At 50.1% G+C, this 23,664-nt stretch carries 20 protein-coding genes; 16 read left to right on the forward strand and 4 right to left on the reverse strand.

Translation table 11 applies throughout. The features are described from left to right. Positions 1–227: 227 nt before the first annotated feature. Positions 228–1,241, reverse strand: coding sequence for a tRNA dihydrouridine(20/20a) synthase DusA (gene dusA, locus H4O27_RS02750; protein ID WP_165008456.1), 1,014 nt, complete (start codon positions 1,239–1,241; stop codon positions 228–230). A 329-nt stretch (positions 1,242–1,570) separates the two neighbouring features. On the opposite strand from dusA, the gene H4O27_RS02755 reads away from it, so the two are divergent. Next, positions 1,571–3,649 (forward strand): carbon starvation CstA family protein, encoded by a 2,079-nt coding sequence (locus H4O27_RS02755; protein WP_165008454.1) that lies wholly within the window; start codon positions 1,571–1,573, stop codon positions 3,647–3,649. Next, positions 3,633–3,839, forward strand: coding sequence for a CstA-like transporter-associated (seleno)protein (locus H4O27_RS02760; protein WP_165008452.1), 207 nt, complete (start codon positions 3,633–3,635; stop codon positions 3,837–3,839). The genes H4O27_RS02755 and H4O27_RS02760 overlap by 17 nt, the downstream gene beginning before the upstream one ends. Positions 3,840–4,155: 316 nt before the next feature. Here the strand turns inward: H4O27_RS02760 and glnA are convergent, their stop codons facing one another. After that, positions 4,156–5,574, reverse strand: a complete 1,419-nt coding sequence (gene glnA / locus H4O27_RS02765; RefSeq protein WP_165008450.1) for a type I glutamate--ammonia ligase — start codon at positions 5,572–5,574, stop codon at positions 4,156–4,158. A gap of 399 nt (positions 5,575–5,973) precedes the next feature. Here glnA and aroE point away from each other — a divergent pair, with 399 nt between their 5' ends. From aroE to H4O27_RS02785, 4 genes are all read left to right on the forward strand, one after another. Continuing rightward, positions 5,974–6,786: a shikimate dehydrogenase gene (gene aroE, locus H4O27_RS02770; protein WP_165008448.1), complete on the forward strand. Its 813-nt coding sequence runs from the start codon at positions 5,974–5,976 to the stop codon at positions 6,784–6,786. After that, complete coding sequence (mtgA, locus tag H4O27_RS02775; RefSeq protein ID WP_165008446.1) at positions 6,786–7,487, forward strand: monofunctional biosynthetic peptidoglycan transglycosylase; 702 nt, start codon at positions 6,786–6,788, stop codon at positions 7,485–7,487. Before aroE ends, mtgA begins: the two co-directional genes overlap by 1 nt. Before the next feature lie 153 nt (positions 7,488–7,640). Continuing rightward, positions 7,641–8,054, forward strand: a complete 414-nt coding sequence (locus H4O27_RS02780; protein WP_165008444.1) for a GlcG/HbpS family heme-binding protein — start codon at positions 7,641–7,643, stop codon at positions 8,052–8,054. 524 nt (positions 8,055–8,578) lie between these two features. Further along, the gene (locus H4O27_RS02785) at positions 8,579–9,475 is read left to right on the forward strand and encodes a DMT family transporter (RefSeq protein WP_165008443.1); all 897 of its coding nucleotides are present in this window, start codon (positions 8,579–8,581) and stop codon (positions 9,473–9,475) included. Positions 9,476–9,592: 117 nt separating this feature from the next. Here the strand turns inward: H4O27_RS02785 and hemL are convergent, their stop codons facing one another. Continuing rightward, complete coding sequence (gene hemL, locus H4O27_RS02790) at positions 9,593–10,876, reverse strand: glutamate-1-semialdehyde 2,1-aminomutase (RefSeq protein ID WP_165008441.1); 1,284 nt, start codon at positions 10,874–10,876, stop codon at positions 9,593–9,595. Between the two features lie 242 nt (positions 10,877–11,118). Here hemL and H4O27_RS02795 point away from each other — a divergent pair, with 242 nt between their 5' ends. Both H4O27_RS02795 and miaB read left to right on the forward strand, forming a co-directional pair. Next, positions 11,119–11,502 (forward strand): hypothetical protein, encoded by a 384-nt coding sequence (locus H4O27_RS02795; protein ID WP_165008439.1) that lies wholly within the window; start codon positions 11,119–11,121, stop codon positions 11,500–11,502. A gap of 192 nt (positions 11,503–11,694) precedes the next feature. Next, the gene (gene miaB / locus H4O27_RS02800) at positions 11,695–13,026 is read left to right on the forward strand and encodes a tRNA (N6-isopentenyl adenosine(37)-C2)-methylthiotransferase MiaB (RefSeq protein WP_165008437.1); all 1,332 of its coding nucleotides are present in this window, start codon (positions 11,695–11,697) and stop codon (positions 13,024–13,026) included. A gap of 76 nt (positions 13,027–13,102) precedes the next feature. Here the strand turns inward: miaB and H4O27_RS02805 are convergent, their stop codons facing one another. Further along, on the reverse strand, positions 13,103–14,035 hold the full coding sequence (locus H4O27_RS02805; RefSeq protein WP_165008435.1) for an AEC family transporter: 933 nt from the start codon (positions 14,033–14,035) through the stop codon (positions 13,103–13,105). A 222-nt stretch (positions 14,036–14,257) separates the two neighbouring features. Here H4O27_RS02805 and H4O27_RS02810 point away from each other — a divergent pair, with 222 nt between their 5' ends. The 8 genes from H4O27_RS02810 to acnD all read left to right on the forward strand — a co-directional run bounded on the left by H4O27_RS02810 (position 14,258) and on the right by acnD (position 23,542). After that, positions 14,258–15,571, forward strand: coding sequence for an NCS2 family permease (locus H4O27_RS02810; protein WP_165008433.1), 1,314 nt, complete (start codon positions 14,258–14,260; stop codon positions 15,569–15,571). A gap of 790 nt (positions 15,572–16,361) precedes the next feature. Beyond that, on the forward strand, positions 16,362–17,240 hold the full coding sequence (prpB, locus tag H4O27_RS02815) for a methylisocitrate lyase (RefSeq protein ID WP_165008431.1): 879 nt from the start codon (positions 16,362–16,364) through the stop codon (positions 17,238–17,240). A gap of 102 nt (positions 17,241–17,342) precedes the next feature. Further along, on the forward strand, positions 17,343–18,491 hold the full coding sequence (gene prpC, locus H4O27_RS02820; RefSeq protein WP_165008429.1) for a bifunctional 2-methylcitrate synthase/citrate synthase: 1,149 nt from the start codon (positions 17,343–17,345) through the stop codon (positions 18,489–18,491). 230 nt (positions 18,492–18,721) lie between these two features. Beyond that, complete coding sequence (locus H4O27_RS02825) at positions 18,722–19,240, forward strand: hypothetical protein (protein ID WP_165008427.1); 519 nt, start codon at positions 18,722–18,724, stop codon at positions 19,238–19,240. A 3-nt stretch (positions 19,241–19,243) separates the two neighbouring features. Then, on the forward strand, positions 19,244–19,876 hold the full coding sequence (locus tag H4O27_RS02830; RefSeq protein WP_165008425.1) for a LysE family translocator: 633 nt from the start codon (positions 19,244–19,246) through the stop codon (positions 19,874–19,876). A 1-nt stretch (position 19,877) separates the two neighbouring features. After that, positions 19,878–20,012 carry a hypothetical protein gene (locus H4O27_RS13295; protein ID WP_255525188.1) on the forward strand — a complete coding sequence of 45 codons (135 nt, stop codon included), beginning with the start codon at positions 19,878–19,880 and terminating at the stop codon, positions 20,010–20,012. A 30-nt stretch (positions 20,013–20,042) separates the two neighbouring features. Beyond that, the gene (gene tam / locus H4O27_RS02835) at positions 20,043–20,825 is read left to right on the forward strand and encodes a trans-aconitate 2-methyltransferase (RefSeq protein WP_165008423.1); all 783 of its coding nucleotides are present in this window, start codon (positions 20,043–20,045) and stop codon (positions 20,823–20,825) included. A 113-nt stretch (positions 20,826–20,938) separates the two neighbouring features. After that, a complete protein-coding gene (gene acnD, locus H4O27_RS02840; protein WP_165008421.1) occupies positions 20,939–23,542 on the forward strand; it encodes a Fe/S-dependent 2-methylisocitrate dehydratase AcnD in 2,604 nt (867 codons plus the stop codon). Positions 23,543–23,664: the final 122 nt, after the last annotated feature.

A 23,664-nucleotide genomic window follows, 5' to 3' on the forward strand; every position in this document is an offset into this window, starting at 1 on the left:
AATGTCCGATAAAGCTTTTCAAGTGTCCGATACCATCTTAAATACGATAAATCGGCATGAACATTTGAATGCGTATTTTTATCAAAATTGCACGCTAAGAGTAGCGGAATTCAAATAGCTTGGCAAGCATAAAGAAGGGCTTAGGAAAATATCGTTTGAAATTAAACGATATGCCTTAAGAATAAAAATGCCGTCTGAAATTGAATTTTCAGACGGCATTTTATGATTTATTCACTCAACCCAAACCGGTTGGCTTTTTCCACTTCGTGCCATGCTTCCAGGATCAGTGTGCCGTCGTTGTCTTTGAGTAGTGTGGCATCGGAGAGCATACGTCGCCAAGTACGTGCGCCTTTGAGGCTGTGCATCAAGCCTAAGCTGTGGCGGGCGATGTGGCGCAAGATGGTGCCGCGGCCGCTTTGGATTTGCGCTTGGCTGTAGGTAAGCAGGCGTTGCACCAAGTCGGCGTATTCGATGGGGGCGTGGCTGCTGCCGTAAAACAGTTGATCCCATTCGCGCATCACCATCGGGTTGTGGTAAGCCTCGCGGCCAATCATCACGCCGTCAACGTGTTGGAGATGTTCGGCGATTTGTTCGTTGGTGGTGATGCCGCCGTTAATCAGGATTTCCAGATCGGGGAATTCTTGTTTCAGGCGGTAAACGTAGTCGTATTTCAGCGGCGGGACTTCGCGGTTTTCTTTGGGTGATAAGCCGTCGAGCCATGCATTGCGGGCGTGGACGATAAAGGTTTTGCAGGCGGTTTTGTCACGCAGGGTGCCGACAAAATCGGCTACGGTTTGGTATTCGGTTTGGCGGTCGACACCGATGCGGTGTTTGATTGTGACCGGAATCTGCACGGCATCTTGCATGGCGTTTAAGCAATCGGCCACTAAATCAACTTCATTCATCAAACATGCGCCGAATGCGCCTTTTTGCACGCGTGGGCTGGGGCAGCCGCAGTTGAGATTGACTTCGTCATAGCCGTATTCTTCCACTGCTTTGGCAGCTTTGGCCAGATCGGCAGGTTCACTGCCGCCCAGTTGCAGCGCAACGGGATTTTCGCCTTCGTTAAACATGAGAAATCGGTTTTTGTCGCCATACACAATCGCGCCGGAGTTGATCATTTCGCTGTAAAGCCAAGTGTTTTGCGTGATTTGGCGTGCCATGTGGCGGTAGTGGCGATCGGTCCAGTCGAGCATGGGGGCCACGGAAAGGCGGCGTGCGGGTAGGATATTTGTTGTCATGTCAAGGTGTTAAGCGGGTGTAAATGGATATGATTATAACAGAGGCGAACGCGGCGATATGGCCGGTGCTGACTATATTATTTGGGCGGAGTCTCTTTGTGATATGTTGCCGATTAAGTGAATTAAGTGAATATTTCAACGAAGTTTGATTTAAAGCATATTTCTTTTTATGTAATATTGTGTAGTCGTATAAATATGTTAGTATTTGTCAAAATAAATATTTATTTAATAATACCATGTTTTATATAATAAATATTTTAACTTTTGAATTTCTATATTTATTTATATAATATTCTTGTTTATTTCTTAACATTTTAAAAGGACATGTCATGAAAGCGTTGAAATCGTTTCTGATATGGGGCTTGGTGGTGTTGGCAGGGGTATTTGCTTTCGCCACTTTAGCGCTCAGCCGCGGCGAACACGTCAGTGCTATTTGGCTGGTGGTGGCTGCGGTATCGGTGTATTGTATTGCCTATCGTTTTTACAGCCTTTATATCTGTAAAAATATTTTGGAATTGGACACACGCCGTATGACACCGGCGGAACGCAACAACAACGGTGTCGATTATGTGCCGACCGATAAAAAAGTATTGTTCGGTCACCACTTTGCTGCGATTGCCGGCGCAGGTCCGTTGGTAGGTCCTGTGTTGGCATCGCAAATGGGTTACCTGCCGGGCACGTTGTGGATTATTTTCGGCGTGGTATTGGCCGGTGCCGTGCAGGATATGATGGTATTGTTTGTGTCTATGCGCCGCGACGGTAAATCCTTGGGCGACATCATCAAACAAGAATTGGGTACTGCCGCCGGTGTGATTGCATCTATCGGTATTCTGATGATTATGATCATCATCACGTCGGTATTGGCCTTGATCGTGGTGAAAGCGCTGACCCACAGCCCTTGGGGTACGTTTACCATTGCCGTGACTGTGCCGATTGCGCTGTTTATGGGTTTTTACGCCCGCTTTATCCGCCCGGGCCGTTTGGGTGAAATCGCAATTGTCGGCTTTATCGCCATGATGAGTGCAGTGATTTTCGGTAACCATGTGGCCGAAAGCGCAATTGGTCCTTGGTTCGACTTAAACGGCGTGCAATTGGCCTTCGGCATTATGCTGTATGGCGGTATTTCTTCGCTGTTGCCGGTGTGGTTTTTGATGACTCCGCGCGATTATCTGGCGACTTTCCTGAAAATCGGTACCATTATTGCGTTGGCCATCGGTATTATTGTGGTTGGTCCTGTGCTGAAAATGCCGGCCGTGACCCACTTTATCGACGGTACCGGCCCGGTATTTTCAGGTAAGCTGTTCCCGTTCTTATTCATTACCATTGCTTGTGGTGCGGTATCCGGTTTCCATGCGCTGATTTCTTCCGGTACGACACCTAAAATGATTGAAAACGAAACCCACGTCCGCGCCATCGGTTATGGCGGTATGTTGATGGAAAGTTTCGTCGCCGTTATGGCTTTGGCAGCGGCTTGCGTTTTGGAGCCCGGCGTGTACTTCGCCATGAACAGCCCGGCAGCCTTGATTGGTACCGACCCTGCAACCGCGGCACATGCCATCACCACCCATCTGCAAATTCCGGTGGATGCGGCAACTTTGGCCGATACCGCGCGTGAAGTAGGTGAGAATTCGATTCTGTCCCGCGCCGGCGGTGCGCCGACTTTAGCAGTCGGTATGGCACATATCATGAGCCAACTGATTCCGGGCGAAGCAATGATGGCTTTCTGGTATCATTTTGCGCTGTTGTTTGAAGCCATGTTTATTTTGACTGCGGTGGATGCGGGTACCCGTACTTCACGTTTTATGGTGCAAGATTTGCTGGGTATTTTTGTGAAACCTTTAGGCACCGGTCAGGGCATGTTCTCGAATCTGGTGGCGACTTTCTTAACCGTCGGCGCATGGGGCTACTTCCTGTATACCGGTGTAACCGACCCGCTGGGCGGCATCAATTCGCTGTGGCCTTTATTCGGTATCGGTAACCAAATGCTCGCCGGTATGGCATTGATTATGGTAGCGGTTGTGTTGGTGAAAATGAAAAAAGAGCATTATGTGTGGGTGCCGTTGGTGCCGGCCTTGGGCTTGTTGATTGTAACCGCCGTGGCTTCCATGCAGAAACTGTTTGATTCCGACCCGCGTGTCAGCTTCTTGGCACACGCTGCGCAATACCGTGAAGCAGCTGCCCGCGGCGAAGTGTTGGCGCCGGCCAAAGACGTGGCGCAAATGGGGCAGATTGTCTTCAACGACTATGTCAACTCAGGCTTGTGTGCGGCATTTATGCTGGTTGTGATTTTCATCGCCATCTACGGCTTGATGACTGCCATGAAAGCGCGTAAAGTGGCTTGGCCGACTGCTAAGGAGGTTCCTGCCGTTTACCGTGACGAGGTTCAAACCAATGAGAAAATTGCTTAATCATCCTTTAATAGGCCGTCTGAAAAAAGTGCATAAAAGCTTTTGTATTGCTGCCAATTATATGGCCGGTATTCCCGATTATGACCGCTACGTTGCCCAACAACGCAAATATAATCCGAATACGCCGGTGATGACTCGGGCGCAGTTTATCGAGTATTGCCGAATCAAAAGCGGAGGCGGTTGCTGTTGAAAGATAAAAAAAGCCCTGTATGGTTGCATGCAGGGCTTTTTCTGTTGATTAAGATAATAAGCAGAGACCTTTGCTTAATCTCCGCTATCTTTGGTATATGTTTTCGTTATGTATAGTGGGTTCGCTATACTAATCAATATTTTAGCATTTTAAGTGCTATGTTTTCGCCTTCTGTACTGCGCTAACTTTAAAATAACGCTCAAATCTGGGATTTGGCCAAAGGTTGCAGTTTTTGATTGATTAAGTAAAAGCCGTCTGAAACATTTCGATAATAAAACGGTTCAGACGGCCTTGGTTTAATCAGAGTTTAATTTGATTACAGGCTGTAATACATCTCAAATTCCAGCGGGTGAGGTGCCATGCGAATGCGGCGGACATCTTCTTCTTTGAAGGCGATGTAGCTCTCAATCCAGTCTTTGCTGAACACGCCGCCGCGGGTCAGGAATTCGTGGTCTTCGTTCAACGCAGCCAAGGCTTCGTCTAAAGAGGCGCACACGGTCGGCACCAAAGCGTCTTCTTCCGGCGGCAGGTCGTAGAGGTTTTTGGTTGCCGGATCGCCCGGGTGGATTTTGTTTTGGATACCGTCCAAGCCGGCCATCAGTAAGGCGGCGAAACACAAGTAAGGGTTGGCCGTCGGGTCAGGGAAGCGTGCTTCTATGCGGCGGGCTTTCACGCTGTTCGCCGATGGAATGCGGATAGAGGCCGAGCGGTTTTTCGCTGAGTAAGCCAGTTTTACCGGTGCTTCAAAGTGTGGCACCAAGCGTTTGTACGAGTTGGTTGATGGGTTACAAATAGCGTTCAGGGCTTTGGCGTGTTTGATGATGCCGCCGATGTAGTAGAGCGCGGTTTCGCTCAAACCCGCATAGCCGTCACCGGCAAACAGGTTTTGGCCGTCTTTCCAAATCGATTGGTGCACGTGCATACCCGATCCGTTGTCTCCCATAATCGGTTTCGGCATGAAAGTGGCGGTTTTACCGAAGTTGTGTGCCACGTTCCAAATCACGTATTTCATGTCTTGGGTTTGGTCGGCGCGACGGACTAAGGTGCCGAATTTGGTGCCTAATTCCATTTGCGAACCGGTGCCTACTTCGCCGTGATGCACTTCGACTTCAATGCCGATTTCTTCCAAAATGTTGGCCATAGCCGAACGCAAGTCCTGGCCTTGATCAACCGGTGCCACAGGCGCGTAGCCGCCTTTGACCATCGGGCGGTGGCCGGTGTTTTGGCCGTCGAGGCGGGCACCGCTTGACCATGCGCCGCTTTCGGAAGTGATTTCGTAACGGGTTTTATGCATGGCGGTTTCAAATGCCACGCCGTCAAATACAAAAAATTCAGGTTCGGGGCCGAAGAAGGCGGTGTCGCCGATGCCGGAAAATTTCAGGTAGGCTTCGGCGCGTTTGGCGATGGAACGCGGGTCTCGGTCGTAGCCTTGGCCGTCGGCAGGATCGATGACGTCGCAGGTAATCACGACGGTGGTGTCATCGTAAAAAGGGTCGATAAAGGCAGTTGACGCATCCGGGCGCAACTGCATGTCGGAAGCCTGAACGCCTTTCCAGCCGCCCATAGAAGAGCCATCAAAGGCTTGGCCGTTTTCAAACCAGTCTTCAGGGTCTTCCAATACAATGTGCGATGGAATGGTAAAGTGGTGTTGTTTACCTTTGGTGTCGGTAAAACGCAAATCAACGAAGCGCGCTTCGCTTTCTTCAATCAGTTTTACAACGTCTTTAATAGACATGTTCAAGCTCCTAAAATAGGGAAATCAGCCAATCCAAATAAACATGCGCCGCAGCAGCTGCATTTGGTTGCATGTTTATTTGAATAAACCGGATCGGCAGGCATTAAAAATCGGGTGGGCTATTTTATCACGTTTAAGGGCTTGTCAGTAGCCGTTAAAAAATAGTGCATGAAGGTTTGGAGCCGTCTGAAAACAGCGGTAAATATAACCATTGCGCTGTGTTTTGCTCGATTCAAACCAATGCTTGAAATATAATTTCAGACGGTCTGATTGTCAACAATTTGCTGCTCAAACGGCACAATACGCCAACTTGCGGTATTTAACGCAACATCCGCTCTTTAATCCTGACAAAATCCCGTTATAATAACGCTTTTTCCTGATGAGTGAAGGAAACCAACCATGAGCAGCAAACCGCGTTACGCCGTATTCGGCAATCCTGTGCAACACAGCAAATCGCCACAAATCCATCAAGAATTTGCCAAACAGGAAAACGTTGCCATTGACTACGACCGCATTTATGCCGAAATCGGCGGATTTGCCGAAGCTGCTGCCGCATTTTTTGCCGAAGGCGGGCAGGGCGCAAACGTGACCGTGCCGTTTAAATTGGATGCTTTCAATTTTGTTGACGAACATTCCGAGCGCGCTTTGGCCGCCGGTGCGGTGAACACCATTATTCCTTTGGGCAACGGCAAATTCCGCGGCGACAATAGCGACGGCGTGGGCATGGTTAACGACATCATTCAGGCACAGGGCGTGCCGGTAGCGGGCAAACGCGTGTTGCTGATTGGGGCAGGCGGCGCGGTGCGCGGCGTGATTCCGGTATTGCAAGGCCATCAACCGGCTGAAATCGTCGTCACCAACCGCACCCATGCCAAAGCGGAAGAAGTGGCCGGGCGCTTCGGTATTCGCGCCATTGCCATGAGTGAATTACCGGAAAACCATTTCGACATTATCATCAACGGCACATCGGGCGGCTTAAGCGGCGAATTGCCAGACATCGCACCGGCCGTGTTCGGCGTGTGTGCCTTGGCGTACGACATGGTTTACGGCAAAGATTCCGAACCGTTTTTAAAATTTGCCGCCGAATCGGGCGCGCGCCAAACCGCCGACGGCTTGGGCATGCTGGTCGGACAGGCCGCGTTTTCCTACCAATTGTGGCGCGGTTTCGAGCCGGACATCAAACCTGTGTTTGAATACATGAAAGACTTGTGATGTTGCGCATTCTTAAATGGCTGATTGCGCTGCCGGTGGCAGGCTTTATCTTGTTCAACGCGTATGTGTACGGCAACATCATCACTTACCGCGCCGTCGCGCCGCACCAAACTGCATTTATGAGCATGCGCATGGGCCAGTTCCAGCAAGAAGGGCGCAGCGAAACGCTGGATTACCGATGGGTGCCGTATGAACGCATTTCGACCAACCTGAAAAAAGCGCTGATTGCTTCGGAAGATGCCAAATTTGCCGCGCACGACGGTTTTGATTGGAGCGGCATTCAAAACGCCATCAAGCGCAACCAAAAAAGCGGCGAAGTGAAGGCCGGTGGCTCGACCATCAGCCAGCAATTGGCGAAAAACCTGTTTCTCAACGACAGCCGCAGCTATATCCGCAAAGCTGAAGAAGCCGCCATTACCGCGATGATGGAAGCCGTGACCGACAAAGACCGTATTTTCGAGCTGTATCTCAATACCATCGAATGGCATTACGGCGTGTTTGGTGCCGAAGCTGCGTCGCAATATTTCTATAAAAAACCGGCGGCCGAATTGACCAAACAGCAAGCCGCCAAGCTCGCCGCCCGCGTACCCGCGCCTTTGTTTTACGCCGAAAACCCGAAAAGCAAACGCCTGCACGGTAAAACCAACATTATCTTGCGGCGCATGGGTTCGGCAGAATTACCGGTTAGCGATACCGAATAATGCCAAATCGCTTATTAATGAAAAAGGCCGTCTGAACACTATTTTTCAGACGGTCTTGGTTTTATCATATAGTCACACAAATAAAAATGATAAGCGTTGAGAAGCTTAATCACGCTTGACCTGTTGACCGACGATTCACCGACCGAGAAGCTTATGGAAAAAATCACACACAGCGCGCACATCAACTTAGCAACCGCGCACAAACTGATTCAATTCGGCATGGAATACGCCGAGCACAAACACCTTCATCTCGCCATAGCCATCGTCGATGCCGGTGGTCATCTGCTTGCCTTTGCCCGCATGGACGAAGCCGCTTTAATTTCCATCGATACCGCCGTCAACAAAGCCAAAACCGCTGTTTACCTGAAAGCCCCATCGAAGCAATTAGCCGACTTTAGCGGTCAAACCGCGCCGCGTATTTTCCCGGCCGATAAGCTCACCGCCCGGCAAGGTGGCATGCCGTTGCTGCACCAAGGCCGCATGGTCGGTGCCGTAGGCGTGAGTGGTGCTGATGGTGAAAGTGACAACCGTACCGCCGAAATGATTGCCGCCGCATTTGCCGGATAAGTTGGTTGGTACATAAAAATAAAGCGATACATAAGGCCGTCTGAAGTTTCAGACGGCCTTGCCGCCTATCGTTGCAACGCCTTTCCCGACTTTAATAGGCCGTCTGAAAGCAAAAGGCAAACCTCAATCAAGCTGATACTGGCCGCGCTCATGCGTAAGCAGGCCGTGACGGCATTCATGTTGTTGGCCACAACGGCCAAGACTTCGACAAAGTCCGATACATATGTAAATAAAAAACGCCCTGAATAAATCAGGGAGGCATTGTTGCACCGTCAAGAAATGTAAGCATTATTGACGGTGCAATATACTATAGTGAATCCACTTTAAAATAGTACGGCGTTGGTTCGCCCGGCCGTATTATCTATACTGTCTTCGGCTCGCCGCCTTGTCCTATTTTTAAAGTGAACCCACTATATCTTTCCATGGCTTTAAAATAAAACGCTAAAACGCGCAGTCTTGATTCAAATCAAGCGGCTTTATTTGTATAATAACGGAAAAATACAGCAGCAATAACAAAGGAACAAATGGAGAAGCAGACTATAGGCATGATTCAGATTACTGTGGCGGCGGTGTGTTGGGGTTCGCTCGGTTTTTTAGGCATTTTGCTCAACCGCGCCGGTTTTGACGGTGTGCAGGTGGCGACTTTGCGCATTGTGATTGCGGCGGCGATTTTGCTGCTGTTACTGCCTTATTTCATGCGCTTTTTGTGCGGATTGGACATCAAGCGCTTACCGATGCTGACGGCTCAATCGCTCATTGGCATGTTGGGCATGAGTTTGCTGTATTTTGCGGCAGTAGCCAAAGTCGGCTCGTCGCTGGCGGTGGCTTTACTGTATACCGCACCGGTATGGAGCTTGATTTTCAGCCGTATGCTGTTGGGTGAACCGATTACGCGGAAAGCTGCCATGCTTACGGTGGTGGCTGCACTGGGGGTGGGCTTGACCATGGCCGGCGGCATGAGTTTTGATGCGGTCGGGATTATGATTGGGCTGGGATCGGGTATTTGCTACGCGCTTTATGGCGTGTTGGGCAAAAAAGTTATGACGGGTGTGCCTCCGATGATGTTGCTGTTTACATCGGTGATCATTTCTGCACTGGCTTTGCTGTGTCTGCCTGCTACGCACCAAACCTTGGTGCAATTGGCTGCGCTGGATTTTTCGGTATGGCTGACCGCGTTTGCCTTGTCTTTGGTTGGCACTATTATTGCATTCGGCTTATTTGTCAAAGGTTTGGAAAAAATGTCTGCCGCCAAAGCCGCTGTGTTTACTGTGTTTGAGCCGTTTACCGCGGTTATGCTGGCGGTGTTCCTGTTGGGCGAACAATTGGGCGCATTGCAATCGGTGGGTGTGTTTTTGATTATTGCGGTGGCGGTGTTGAATGCGGTGGGGAAGAAAGAAAAGATGGAACGGGCATTGGGATAAGTGACACCGGCAAACTTTTCACACTTAAATATAGTGGATTCACTATAAAAATAAAAGGCCGTCTGAACAATATTATTCAGACGGCCTCTATCATTCCAACTCAATCCAAATCAAACCTTATTCCGCCATGGTTTGAAACACTTCACGCGCGATGGCGATGGTTTCGTCAATCAGTTCCGGCGTGTGCGCGGCGGACACGAAACCGGCTTCGTAGGCCGATGGGCCGAAAGCAACATTGCGTTCCAACATGCCGTGGAAGAAATGTTTGAAGGCATTGATGTTGCTGCGTGCCATGTCGCCGTAGTTTTGTGGTGTGTGGTCGGCGAAATACAGGCCGAACATACCGCCGACGCTGTCGGCAGTGAATTGCACGCCGTTTTCTTGTGCAGCGGCGGTGAAACCTTGCACCAGTTGCCCGGTACGGGCGGTCAGGTTTTCATAGAAGCCGTGGCGCTGGATGATTTCCAGCGTTTTCAGGCCGGCGGCGACGGCCAGCGGGTTGCCGGAAAGGGTGCCTGCCTGATAAACGCCGCCGAGCGGGGAAATGGCGGCCATAATGTCTTTGCGGCCGCCGAAAGCAGCCAACGGCATACCGCCGCCGATGACTTTGCCCATGGTGGTGAGGTCGGGTTTGATGCCGTGCAGCGATTGCGCGCCGCCCAAGGCCACGCGGAAACCGGTCATCACTTCGTCGTAAATCAATACGGCACCGTGCTGTTCGGTCAGCGAACGCAGGGCTTTGATGAAGTTTTCAGACGGCCTTACCAAGTTCATGTTGCCGACAAAGGGTTCTAAAATCACGCAGGCAATTTCGCCGCCGAGTTGGGCGAAGGTTTCTTCGAGTTGGGCGACGTTGTTGTATTCGAGTACCAAAGTGTGTTTGGTGAAATCGGCCGGCACGCCGGCGGAACTCGGGTTGCCGAAGGTTAAGAGGCCGCTGCCGGCTTTGACCAAGAGGCTGTCGGAATGGCCGTGGTAGCAGCCTTCGAATTTGATGATTTTGTCGCGGCCGGTGTAGCCGCGTGCCAGACGGATGGCGGTCATGGTGGCTTCGGTGCCGGAGCTGACCAAGCGCACTTGTTCGACGCTCGGCACCAGCTTGGCGATTTCTTCGGCGATGGCGATTTCGCCTTCGGTCGGTGCGCCGAACGACAGTCCGCCCAATGAAGCTTCCCGCACGGCTTCAATCACTTCGGGGTGGGCGTGGCCGACAATCGCAGGGCCCCAAGAGCCGACGTAATCGATGTAGCGGGTGTCGTTTTCGTCCCAAACATAAGCACCTTCGGCTTTTTTGATAAAGCGGGGAATGCCGCCGACGCTGCCGAATGCCCGTACGGGGGAATTCACGCCGCCGGGAATAATGGCTTTGGCACGGTTGAACAAGGTTTCGTTACGGTTCATGCTGGTGTCCTTTGAAAAAGGCCGTCTGAAAGGGTGAGGCCGTCTGAAAAATAAAGTGCTATTTTAACATTGATTTGCGGATAAGCGGTTTCAGACGGCATGATTCAGGCAGCCAAATGCACGGTGCACTTTCAAATTCATGCAGATGAATATGAAAATTATGCTTTAAAAACAATCACTCTATTCATTTTTCATTGGGTTGTGCTATAATCCCGCATCTTAACCGATACTTAGAAAAAATCATGTTACGAGGATTACTGGCAGCCGGCCTTTTACTTTGTTCGTCGCTGACTTGGGCGCAGCGCGATGTGCCTGCGGATATGAGTGTGGCGGTGTTGAAACAAGTCGAATTGCCGTATGTGAAATTGAGCAGCGGCGGCTTTTCGTGGACGAAACTGCTCACTTTGGGCTTGGTTGACGGCAATGCCGGACGCTTCCAATTATCCCGGTTTGTGCGCATCCGCGATGAAAACGACCGCTTCATCGTATTAGGCCGTCTGAACGCGCAAGTCGGTAAACCCTTGGCCGTGAAACAAGACGGCGCAGGCGTAATTCGCGAAATTTGGGTACTGACCGAAGGGGAAGTGCAAAGCTTTGCCGAACGCGTAGACAATCAGGCGCAGTGAGTTTCAGGCCGTCTGAAAACAAATTAAAACCTAAACACGGTTGTTTTCATATCAACAGGCAAACCGTGTTGCTTTAAAATATATCAAATTGAGAGAACCGCACTTTCAGACGGCCTTTGCAATCTTCAAAGGCCGTCTGAAAGTTTTATAAATCAGCCCCGCGATTACGGGCTACCTGAGAAAGCACAAACCATGAAAAAAGTCTTTATCCGCACGTTCGGTTGCCAGATGAACGAATACGACAGCGAAAAAATGCTGGCCGTTTTGGCGGAAGAACACGGCGGCATCGAGCAGGTGTCGCAAGCCGATCAAGCCGATATTATTTTGTTCAACACTTGTTCCGTGCGCGAAAAAGCGCAGGAAAAAGTCTTTTCCGATTTGGGCCGCGTGCGTCCACTCAAAGAAAAAAATCCCGACCTGATTATCGGCGTGGCCGGCTGCGTGGCATCGCAAGAGGGCGAGGAAATCATCAAGCGCGCGCCTTATGTCGATGTAGTCTTTGGTCCGCAAACCCTGCACCGCCTGCCGAAAATGATTGTAGACAAAGAAACCACCGGCCATGCCCAAGTCGATATTTCCTTCCCCGAAATCGAAAAATTCGACCATCTGCCGCCGGCGCGTGTGGAAGGCGGCAGCGCGTTTATTTCCATTATGGAAGGCTGTTCGAAATATTGCAGTTTCTGCGTGGTGCCTTATACCCGCGGCGAAGAATTTTCACGCCCGTTGAATGACGTGTTGACCGAAATTGCCGGTCTGGCGCAACAAGGTGTGAAAGAAATCAATTTGTTAGGCCAAAATGTGAACGCCTACCGCGGCGAGATGGAAAACGGCGAAATCTGCGACTTCGCCACCCTGCTGCGCATTGTGCATGAAATCCCCGGCATCGAGCGTATGCGTTTCACCACCAGCCACCCGCGCGAGTTTTCCGATTCGATTATCGAGTGTTACCGCGATTTGCCGAAACTGGTGTCGCATTTGCACCTGCCGATCCAAAGCGGCTCCGACCGCGTGTTGAGCGCCATGAAACGCGGCTATACCGCTTTGGAATACAAATCCATCATCCGCAAACTGCGCGCCATCCGCCCTGATTTGTGTTTGAGCAGCGACTTTATCGTCGGCTTTCCGGGCGAAACCGAACGCGAATTCGAGCAAACCTTAAAGCTGGTGAAAGACATCGCCTTCGATTTGAGTTTCGTCTTTATTTACAGCCCCCGTCCCGGCACGCCTGCCGCCAATCTGCACGACGACACGCCGCACGAAGAAAAAGTCCGCCGTCTGGAAGCATTGAACGAAGTCATCGAAGCCGAAACCGCCCGCATCAACCAAACCATGGTCGGCACCGTGCAACGTTGTTTGGTCGAAGGCATTTCCAAAAAAGATCCTGACCAGCTTCAGGCACGTACCGCCAACAACCGCGTGGTCAATTTCAACGGCACGCCGGAGATGATTAACCAAATGGTTGATTTGGAAATCACCGATGCTTATACCTTCTCGCTGCGCGGTGTGCCGGTGTCTAAGAATTAATTGAGTTTTTTTATTAAATGTTAAAAGGCCGTCTGAAAATATATGCTTTCAGACGGCCTTTTTATATTCAAGCCATTCAAATCACCCACTGATAAAGCGCAATCATCAGTGGCATACTCACCACGCAAAACAGGGTAGTGATGCCGTAAATTGCACTGGCTTTTTGCGGATTCTTTTGATACAGCACCGCCATTTGAGTAACTGTGGCTGCGGATGAGCTGACGGTTGCCAAAAAGCTGATGAGTACCACGGTTTGGTTGTGGCCGTTTTGCTCGGCGAGACCGAAGAGTTTGATCATCACCAGCAACACCAGCGGCATCAGAATCAGTCGCAGAAAGGTAACGAGATAGATGCGTTTGGAGGCGATGATTTCTTTTAACGGCAGCGAGGCAATCAGCATGCCGGCGATCATCATGGCAATCGGGCCGATCATGCTGCCGACATTGGCCAGTGCACTGTCCGCCACGCTCGGCAGCTTGATTTGAAAGGTAAACATGAATAAGCCGACGGCGATAGACAAAATATTGACGTTGGTGAAGATTTTTTTTACCGACATTTGGCCGCGTCCGGCAAACATCACACGCAGGTGCGTCCAGAATAACACGGTCTGCACAATCAAATAGCCTGCGGTGTAAATCAGCCATTCTGCGCCGAACACGGCCAATACCACCGGAATAATCAGATTGCCCGCATTGGTGTAAATCACGGCGGCTTGTTCCGGGATATCCAGCTTGAATATTTTGGCAAAAAGCTTGCCCAACACAATCAGCGAAAAGTTAAACAACAAAGCAAGTTTCAATGAAAGCCACAAGCCGTCTAGAATCTGGGGTGTATAATCGGCTTGGAAGGCGTGAATCATCACCGCAGGGCTGATGAGATAAAGCGTAATCACGGAAAGCGGATAGCTGTCGGCCGGTTTGAGCAGTTTGGATTTCACCAAGGCAATACCCATTAACACAATCAGCGTGAGCTGGGCAATTTTTTCGGCGAGCAGCAGGGAAGTTTCCATGGAAATATTGATAGGATATGAATGGATAGGGATTTTACGCCTTTGTGATGGGGGCTACAAATTGTGTTGCCTTTTTACGTATTTATTTATGAGAGGCCGTCTGAAACAGAAAGGATGGCAATAAATGATTTTTCAGACGGCCTGAATTGATTTAATTGCCCGAAGGAGTAGGAATTTCAGTATAATACCGCCCAAATTTTTCCTTAACTTTTAAAGATAAACATGAATACTTCAGACAACAGTATGTTCGAGCGCATTTTTAAATTGCGCGAAAACGGCACCAACGTACGCACGGAAGTGATGGCAGGTTTGACCACCTTCCTGACCATGTGTTACATCATCATCGTCAATCCCTTGATTTTGGGTGAGGCGGGCATGGATGTCGGCGCGGTGTTCGCCGCTACCTGTATTGCTGCGGCCGTCGGCTGCTTTGTGATGGGCTTTGTCGGCAATTATCCGATTGCGCTCGCCCCGGGTATGGGCTTGAATGCCTATTTCACCTTTGCAGTGGTAAAGGGCATGGGTGTGCCTTGGCAGGTAGCTTTGGGCGCGGTGTTTATATCGGGCTTGATTTTCATTTTATTCAGTCTGTTTAAAGTGCGCGAAATGCTGGTGAACGCATTGCCGATGGGTTTGAAAATGTCGATTGCGTCCGGTATCGGCCTGTTTTTGGCCTTGATTGCCTTAAAAGGTGCGGGTGTGATTGTCGATAATCCGGCCACGCTGGTCGGCATGGGTGATATTCACCAGCCGTCGGTATTGCTGGCTTTGGGTGGCTTTGCGGCAGTGTGCGTGTTGAGCCATTTCCGCATTAAAGGCGCGATTATCATCACCATTTTGGGCATTACCGTGTTGTCCAGCCTGATGGGTTTGAGCGAGTTCAAAGGCGTGGTCGGCAGCGTGCCGAGCATTGCGCCGACTTTCATGCAGATGGATTTTGAAGGTTTGTTCACCGTCAGCATGATCAGCGTGATTTTTGTGTTTTTCTTGGTGGACTTGTTCGACAGTACCGGCACTTTGGTCGGCGTGGCACACCGCGCAAATTTGTTGGTAGATGGCAAACTGCCGCGCCTGAAACGCGTTTTGCTGGCTGACTCGACTGCGATTGTGGCCGGCGCCGCCTTGGGGACATCGTCAACCACACCTTATGTAGAAAGCGCGGCGGGCGTGGCCGCGGGTGGCCGCACGGGTTTGACCGCTGTAGTCGTCGGCTTGCTGATGCTGGCATGTTTGGTGTTCTCGCCGTTGGCGCAAAGCGTACCGGCATTTGCTACCGCACCGGCTTTGTTATACGTTGGCACACAAATGTTGCGCAGTGCCACTGAAATTGATTGGGGTGATGTTACCGAAGCTGCTCCTGCTTTTTTAACCATCGTGTTCATGCCGTTTACTTACTCGATTGCCGACGGTATCGCAGCAGGCTTTATCAGCTATGTGGTAATCAAATTGCTGTGCGGCCGTACGAAAGAAGTGCCGCCGATGGTGTGGATTGTGGCTGTATTGTGGGCGTTGAAATTCTGGTATCTTGGCGGTTGATTCGCGCTGCTGGAGAATGCTTTAAACAGGCCGTCTGAAAACAATATGTTTCAGACGGCCTGTTTTTATTGTTATAAACAACTGAATAATTGGTTTTGTATGAAAATAATTCAAGTAGAAGTGCGGTTTAGGATAAAATCCGTCAAATAGTCCGTCTAAAAATAGTTGCTCATTTCAAGTATTTGTCAACGCATTTGATTGAAAGCAGTGCCGCTTTAAAATGAATCGACAAAAAAGCTGATTATTTTTTAGGTCTTTAAAAAAAATTGTTGCTTTCGATTATATGCAACTTAAATGGATTTAGACAATAAAATACAATTTATTATGTGTGTTTTAGGTTTGTAATCAGGCTATTTCTAATTAAGTTGTTTATTTTTAATCAATAAAAGTCATCAAGTGGATTGAAAAAATGTTTGACATACAAAAAATTATGGCTTAGATTTAAATCAAATAAAAAAACTACATGAAACTACATCATACAAAGGAACCCGCCATGACTTTCCGCGCAATTTTGCCGCTGTCTCTTCATTTCAACGAAATCTTCTCTTTATCCGCTGTCGCTTTCGGTTTGTTGCCCGTTAAAGTCGTCACGTGTTAAGCCGGTTTATTCTTTCGCTATATCTTTCTGTTTTATTTTAAATCCAAAAAGCTCGAATAATTTTCAATAAGCAGTGGGGCGCGCGTACCACGGCTGGTTTAAGCTCAAACGTTAAGTGTTTATTGAAAATGATTTTAGTGACGCCAATCAAAGTTTGATTTGGCGATGTGATTGATAAGAGGAGAAAAAAAGATGACCCAAGCTTCAGCTGGCCTGCGTTTTCGTCAAGCCGTTCAAGAATCTAATCCGTTGGCAGTGGTGGGCTGCGTCAATGCTTATTTTGCCCGTTTGGCGACCCGCAGCGGCTTCAAAGCGATTTATCTGTCCGGCGGCGGCGTGGCGGCGTGTTCGTGCGGCATTCCCGATTTGGGCATTACCACCATGGAAGACGTGTTAATCGATGCCCGCCGCATTACCGACAATGTGGATACGCCGCTGCTGGTGGATATTGATGTAGGTTGGGGCGGCGCATTCAACATCGCGCGCACCATCCGCAATTTCGAGCGCGCCGGTGTGGCTGCGGTACACATTGAAGACCAAGTGGCACAAAAACGTTGCGGCCACCGTCCGAATAAGGCCATCGTGTCTAAAGAAGAGATGGTTGACCGCATTAAAGCCGCTGTAGATGCGCGTGTGGATGAAAACTTCGTCATCATGGCGCGTACCGATGCGTTGGCGGTGGAAGGCTTGGATGCAGCAATCGAGCGTGCGCAAGCCTGCGTGGAAGCCGGAGCCGACATGATTTTCCCGGAGGCGATGACTGAATTGGGCATGTACAGACAATTCGTCGATGCGGTGAAAGTTCCGGTATTGGCCAACATCACCGAATTCGGTTCAACTCCGCTTTATACCCAGCAGGAGTTGGCTGAAAACGGCGTGCAATTGGTGCTGTATCCGCTTTCAACCTTCCGTGCTGCCAGCAAAGCGGCATTGAATGTATATGAAGCGATTATGCGCGACGGCACGCAAGCCAATGTGGTTGATACCATGCAGACCCGTGCGGAATTGTATGAACACTTGGGCTATCACGATTTCGAACAGAAATTAGACCAATTGTTTCAAAATAAATAAAGCCGTAGAAATAGAAGTTGTTGGATTTTCAGACGGCCTGTCTCAGTGAAAGGCCGTCTGAAAAATAATCATATTAAAAAAGAAATTAATAGGAGAAACATCATGACAACCGAAACCCCGACTTTCAAACCGAAAAAATCCGTAGCCCTTTCAGGCGTGGCGGCGGGCAATACCGCATTGTGTACCGTAGGCCGTTCCGGTAACGATTTGAGCTACCGAGGCTACGACATCTTGGATTTGGCCGAACACTGCGAATTTGAAGAAGTCGCCCACCTGCTGATTCACGGCCATCTGCCGAATACGTTTGAACTGGCGGCCTACAAACAGAAACTGAAATCGCTGCGTGGTCTGCCGATTCGGGTAATTCAGGTATTGGAAAGCCTGCCGGCACATACCCACCCGATGGACGTAATGCGTACCGGCGTATCCATGCTCGGTTGCGTTCATCCTGAACGTGAAAGCCAGCCTTTGAGCGAAGCCCGAGACATTGCCGACAAACTGATTGCCTGCTTGGGCAGTATGCTGCTTTATTGGTATCAGTTTTCGCACAACGGCAAACGTATCGAAGTGGAAAGCAAAGAAGAAAGCATCGGCGGCCATTTCCTGCACCTGTTGCACGGCAAACGCCCGACCGAATCGCAAATCAGAGCCATGCACGTTTCCCTGATTCTGTATGCCGAACATGAATTCAACGCTTCCACCTTTACTTCCCGTGTGATTGCCGGTACCGGATCGGACATCTATTCCGCCATCACCGGCGCCATCGGCGCACTGAAAGGCCCGAAACACGGCGGTGCCAACGAAGTGGCATACGACATTCAAAAACGCTACCGCAACGCCGACGAAGCCGAAGCCGATATTCGGGAACGTATCGGCCGCAAAGAAATCGTGATTGGTTTCGGCCATCCGGTGTACACCATTTCCGACCCGAGAAATGTGGTGATTAAAGAAGTGGCACGCCGATTGAGCGAAGAAAAAGGCGATATGCGCCTGTTTGACATTGCCGAGCGTTTGGAAACCCTGATGTGGAACGAGAAAAAAATGTTCCCGAATCTGGACTGGTTCTCTGCCGTTTCCTACCAAAAACTGGGCGTACCGACCGCCATGTTTACGCCGCTGTTCGTGATTTCCCGCACCACCGGCTGGGCGGCCCACGTTTTGGAACAGCGCCAAGACGGCAAAATTATCCGTCCTAGCGCCAACTACACCGGCCCTGATGATACCCCGTTCGTACCGCTGAGCGAGCGTTAATCAAAAGCCGATAAACTCTTTTCGTGCCTTGATGCGGAATCAGTTTATCGGCCTGTCGATTTTCAGACGGCCTAAAAGATGTACAGGCCGTCTGAAAATCAGAGTGGTAATTAATAAAGTAGCATTCCCCATAAATTATTTATTAATAATTAATTAGTGCCATTCTTTCCATTGTTTGAGCTGTGGTCGGATTTATTTATATTCCGTAATATTTGGAAGGAGTATATATCATGATTATTGGCACTTTAGGCAACACGGAATTCCCGTCTACTTGCAGTTATGTAGCTGTAGTTGGTCAATTTCCAGGCTCCGCTATCAATCTTTACAGTACTTTTGAAGAGGCCGTGCATTGCTTGAAACGGCATGAAGTTGACAAGGTCGTTATACCTGCGGCGTATCCGAAGATCAATCCGATTATCATGGACGAAGATTTGGAGGCGGTTAACAGTTTTATATTTAAAATTCCTGCTTTGGTACTTGCGGCAAAAAACGTATCAGATTCGGAGTTTGAATGTTTGTATTTTCATGAAGCTACATTGAGCCTGTTAAACAGAATAGAAGATAAATTTTGCTTTAAGTCCAAACAAACGGCAAATTCAAATACCGAGGCAGCATTACAAGCAGCGCTATCTGATAAAAATGCTTGTATAACCAATTCTGTTTGTGTTGGAAAATTCGGGCTGAATATTCTGCAAACCGTCAAATCGGGATTTAAAATGCCTTTTATCGAATTTAAAGATAGGGGCTGATTTGTGGATACCGGAAATATTGTTTATTTTTTCCTTTCCAGTGTGTTGGTTGCCGCTCTGCCCGGTCCGGCGATGATGTTGGTGGTGCAAGGATCGGTAAATGGCGGATGGCCCAAAGGGGCGGCGGTTACGGGCGGAATTTTGTCGGCGGATGCGCTATTGTTGGCTGCTGTGTGTCTGGGTGTGGGCAGTTTGATTGCTTCTTCACCTTCGGTATTGGCGGTAATGAATATTTTTTCTTCGCTGTATCTGATCTATCTGGCAGTCGGTTCATTCCGTCAAATACGCAGCCTAAAGTTAGAATTGGAAACACCTTTGCAAAAAAGTACCTGGCAGTCCGGGTTTATTATTACCATCATCAATCCCAAAACCATTATTTTTCTCATTGCCTACCTGCCGCGTTTTGTTAACCGGGATTCGGCTTGGTCGGAAAGTATGCAGTTGGCGGTATTGTCGTTTTGGTTTTTAGCGGCCGTAGCCGTAGTAATGCTGTGTTATGCCTTGGCGGCGCACCGGGCAAGGAATTTTTTGTCGAAGGCGGCGGTACGTCGAGCGATGGAAGCAGTTTTCGGTACGGTTTTATTGTTTATCGGGCTCAGCGGGCTGAGTGAGTTATTGGATTCTTTAAGAAATTAAAGTGAATTCACGTTATTCGGGCAGTGCCTCGGCGGGAACGGCGCAGCAATTGACCGACCGTACATCGGGCATACGGATTAGCGTGGATTTGTGCGGCTTATACCAAAAGTCAGTGTTAATCAAACAGGCCGTCTGAAACCAACGTTAAAGAAAAGTACAATTGAGTATGAGCAAAGATTGGAATCCGCAACACTATCAGCGTTTTGAAAAAGAACGCAACCGCCCGCCGGCTGAATTGTTGGCACGGATTGCGCACATCAAAGCGCAACGGATAACCGATTTGGGTTGCGGTTCGGGCAGCAGCACCGCTTTATTGCGCCAAGCTTGGCCGCAAGCCGAAATTACCGGTGTGGACAGTTCGCCCGCCATGCTTGCCGCCGCGCAGGAAAAATTGCCCGATTGCCGTTTTGTGTTGCAGGATTTTCACGATTGGAAGCCGGAGGTGCCGCAAGATATTGTATTCGCCAATGCGTCGCTGCAATGGTCGGATACGCCGCAAACGCTGTTGCCGTACCTTGTCCGCCAGTTGGACCAAGGCGGTGTGTTGGCGGCGCAAATGCCCGATAATTTGAACGAACCGTCGCATTTTCTGATGCAAGACACCGCTGCTTTACCCAAGTGGAAACATTTGAACCAAGCTGCCGACATCCGTCCGCCGGTGTGGGATGTGTACCGCTATTACGATTTGCTGGCGGCGCAAGGTTGCGAAGTCGATGTGTGGCGTACGGTGTATTACCACGTTTTGCCCGACACCGCTGCTATCGCCGATATGTTTGCCAGCACCGCACTGCGCCCTTATCTGGTGTGTTTGGACGAAGCGCAGAAGTGCGAATTTATGCAGGAATATATCGATCAATTAAACCGGTATTACCCGTGTCGGCACGATGGCAATGTGTTGCTGGCTTTGCCGCGAATGTTTATTGCGGCGCATAAAAATCAGGCCGCCTGAAAGCGGCGATTGCTATCGTCAAAACTATTTTTCAGACGGCCTGACAGCCGGACAGGCTGTCTGAAACCCAAAGCAGTCAAACAGAAGAAAAACATCAATCACTGGAGATCACCATGTCTAGCCAAATCTATAAAAAACCGTTACCCGATACCAATCTGGAATATTTCGATGCCCGCCAAGCCTGCGAAGATATTCAGGCGGGTTCTTATGACAAGCTGCCTTATACAAGCCGTATTCTGGCGGAAAACCTGATTAACCGTGCCGAAAACGTGCCGCTGGAAACTTTGCAGTCATGGCTGAAGCAGCTGATTGAAAACAAACAGGAACTGGATTTTCCGTGGTATCCCGCACGTGTGGTGTGCCACGATATTTTGGGGCAGACGGCATTGGTCGATTTGGCAGGGCTGCGTGATGCGATTGCCGAAAAAGGCGGCGATCCGAGCAAAGTCAATCCGGTGGTGCAAACCCAGCTGATTGTCGATCACTCATTGGCGGTGGAATGCGGCGGTTACGACCCCGACGCTTTTCGCAAAAACCGTGAAATCGAAGACCGCCGCAACGAAGACCGTTTCCACTTTATCAACTGGACGAAAACCGCTTTTGAAAATGTGGACGTGATTCCCGCAGGCAACGGCATTATGCACCAAATCAATCTGGAAAAAATGTCGCCCGTGGTTCAGGTGAAAAACGGCATTGCTTTCCCCGATACCTGTGTCGGTACCGACAGCCATACGCCGCATGTGGACGCTTTGGGCGTGATTTCGGTGGGCGTGGGCGGTTTGGAAGCGGAAACCGTGATGCTGGGGCGGGCTTCGATGATGCGCCTGCCCGATATTGTCGGCGTAGAATTGACCGGCAAACGCCAAGCGGGTATTACCGCCACCGATATTGTGTTGGCGCTGACCGAATTTCTGCGTAAAGAACGGGTAGTCGGTGCATTTGTCGAATTTTTCGGCGAAGGCGCACGCAGCCTGTCTATCGGCGACCGAGCCACGATTTCCAACATGACCCCTGAATTCGGTGCAACCGCCGCCTTATTTTCGATTGACGAACAAACCATTGATTATTTGAAACTGACCGGCCGTGATGATGCGCAAGTCAAATTGGTGGAAACCTACGCCAAAACCGCAGGTCTGTGGGCCGATGATTTGAAAACCGCCCGCTATCCCCGTGTTCTGACCTTCGATTTATCGTCTGTTACCCGCAATATGGCGGGGCCGAGTAATCCGCACGCCCGTTTTGCTACCGCTGATTTGGCGGCCAAAGGTTTGGCACAGCCTTATGAAATTCCGGCCGACGGCAAAATGCCCGACGGTGCAGTGATTATTGCGGCGATTACCTCGTGTACCAACACGTCCAACCCGCGCAACGTAGTGGCCGCCGCCTTGCTGGCACGCAATGCCAACCGTTTGGGCTTGAGCCGTAAACCATGGGTGAAAACCTCGTTTGCTCCCGGCTCGAAAGTGGCGGAAATCTATTTGAAAGAAGCGGGCTTGTTGTCGGAAATGGAACAACTCGGTTTCGGTATTGTGGCCTTTGCCTGTACCACCTGCAACGGCATGTCGGGCGCACTCGATCCGAACATCCAACAGGAAATCATCGACCGTGATTTGTATGCCACGGCCGTATTGTCGGGCAACCGCAACTTTGACGGCCGTATCCATCCGTATGCCAAACAGGCGTTTTTGGCATCGCCGCCTTTAGTGGTGGCGTATGCGATTGCCGGTTCGATTCGTTTCGACATTGAAAACGATGTGCTGGGCATTTCAGACGGCAAAGAAATTCGTTTGAAAGACATTTGGCCGAGCGATGAAGAAATTGATGAAATCGTTGCCCGATATGTGAAACCGCAGCAGTTCCGTGATGTGTATATCCCGATGTTTGACACCGGCGAAGCAGAAAAAGCACCGTCGCCGCTGTATGACTGGCGGCCGATGTCCACCTATATCCGCCGTCCGCCGTATTGGGAAGGCGCATTGGCCGGTGAGCGGACATTAAAAGGTATGCGTCCGCTGGCGATTTTGCCCGACAACATTACCACCGATCATCTTTCGCCAAGTAATGCCATTCTGCCGACCAGTGCCGCCGGTGAATATCTTGCGAAAATGGGGCTGCCCGAAGAAGATTTTAACTCTTACGCCACCCACCGCGGCGATCACCTGACCGCCCAACGTGCCACGTTTGCCAATCCTAAGTTATTCAATGAAATGGTGAAAAACGAAGACGGCACCACCCGACAAGGTTCGCTGGCAAGGGTTGAACCCGAAGGCAAAGTGATGCGCATGTGGGAAGCGATTGAAACCTATATGAACCGCAAACAGCCGCTGATTATCGTGGCGGGCGCAGATTACGGGCAAGGTTCGAGCCGCGACTGGGCGGCAAAAGGCGTACGCTTGGCGGGCGTAGAGGCGATTGTGGCCGAAGGCTTCGAGCGTATCCACCGTACCAACCTGATCGGCATGGGTGTGTTACCGCTGCAATTCAAAGAAGGCACCAACCGCCACACGCTGAAGCTGGACGGCACGGAAACTTATGATGTCATCGGCACACGCGAACCGCGCAGCGATTTGACTTTGGTGATTCACCGTCAAAACGGCGAAACAGAGGAAGTGGCGGTTACCTGCCGCTTGGATACTGCCGAAGAAGTATTGATTTACGAAGCCGGCGGTGTGCTGCAACGCTTTGCACAAGACTTCTTGGAAGGTAACGCCGCATAAGCGTTTCAGACGGCCTTGTGTATCCGCAAGGCCGTCTGAACTTATACAATGGCAAGTAGGGTGGGTGTAAACCCGCATTGTTCAGACGACAAATATTCTGAAAAACTTCAGACGGCCTCATT

This window comes from Neisseria yangbaofengii (assembly GCF_014898075.1).
Taxonomy (GTDB): domain Bacteria; phylum Pseudomonadota; class Gammaproteobacteria; order Burkholderiales; family Neisseriaceae; genus Neisseria; species Neisseria yangbaofengii.

Excerpts from the sequence above, each read along its gene's own strand:
- glnA (WP_165008450.1), bottom strand. The coding sequence starts at position 5,574 with ATGTCTATTAAAGACGTTGTAAAACTGATTGAAGAAAGCGAAGCGCGC.
- acnD (WP_165008421.1), top strand. The coding sequence starts at position 20,939 with ATGTCTAGCCAAATCTATAAAAAACCGTTACCCGATACCAATCTGGAA.
- dusA (WP_165008456.1), bottom strand. The coding sequence starts at position 1,241 with ATGACAACAAATATCCTACCCGCACGCCGCCTTTCCGTGGCCCCCATG.
- H4O27_RS02825 (WP_165008427.1), top strand. The coding sequence starts at position 18,722 with ATGATTATTGGCACTTTAGGCAACACGGAATTCCCGTCTACTTGCAGT.
- H4O27_RS02795 (WP_165008439.1), top strand. The coding sequence starts at position 11,119 with ATGTTACGAGGATTACTGGCAGCCGGCCTTTTACTTTGTTCGTCGCTG.
- H4O27_RS02785 (WP_165008443.1), top strand. The coding sequence starts at position 8,579 with ATGGAGAAGCAGACTATAGGCATGATTCAGATTACTGTGGCGGCGGTG.
- mtgA (WP_165008446.1), top strand. The coding sequence starts at position 6,786 with ATGTTGCGCATTCTTAAATGGCTGATTGCGCTGCCGGTGGCAGGCTTT.
- H4O27_RS02810 (WP_165008433.1), top strand. The coding sequence starts at position 14,258 with ATGAATACTTCAGACAACAGTATGTTCGAGCGCATTTTTAAATTGCGC.
- H4O27_RS02780 (WP_165008444.1), top strand. The coding sequence starts at position 7,641 with ATGGAAAAAATCACACACAGCGCGCACATCAACTTAGCAACCGCGCAC.
- miaB (WP_165008437.1), top strand. The coding sequence starts at position 11,695 with ATGAAAAAAGTCTTTATCCGCACGTTCGGTTGCCAGATGAACGAATAC.
- H4O27_RS02755 (WP_165008454.1), top strand. The coding sequence starts at position 1,571 with ATGAAAGCGTTGAAATCGTTTCTGATATGGGGCTTGGTGGTGTTGGCA.
- hemL (WP_165008441.1), bottom strand. The coding sequence starts at position 10,876 with ATGAACCGTAACGAAACCTTGTTCAACCGTGCCAAAGCCATTATTCCC.
- prpB (WP_165008431.1), top strand. The coding sequence starts at position 16,362 with ATGACCCAAGCTTCAGCTGGCCTGCGTTTTCGTCAAGCCGTTCAAGAA.
- tam (WP_165008423.1), top strand. The coding sequence starts at position 20,043 with ATGAGCAAAGATTGGAATCCGCAACACTATCAGCGTTTTGAAAAAGAA.
- H4O27_RS02760 (WP_165008452.1), top strand. The coding sequence starts at position 3,633 with ATGAGAAAATTGCTTAATCATCCTTTAATAGGCCGTCTGAAAAAAGTG.
- prpC (WP_165008429.1), top strand. The coding sequence starts at position 17,343 with ATGACAACCGAAACCCCGACTTTCAAACCGAAAAAATCCGTAGCCCTT.
- aroE (WP_165008448.1), top strand. The coding sequence starts at position 5,974 with ATGAGCAGCAAACCGCGTTACGCCGTATTCGGCAATCCTGTGCAACAC.
- H4O27_RS02805 (WP_165008435.1), bottom strand. The coding sequence starts at position 14,035 with ATGGAAACTTCCCTGCTGCTCGCCGAAAAAATTGCCCAGCTCACGCTG.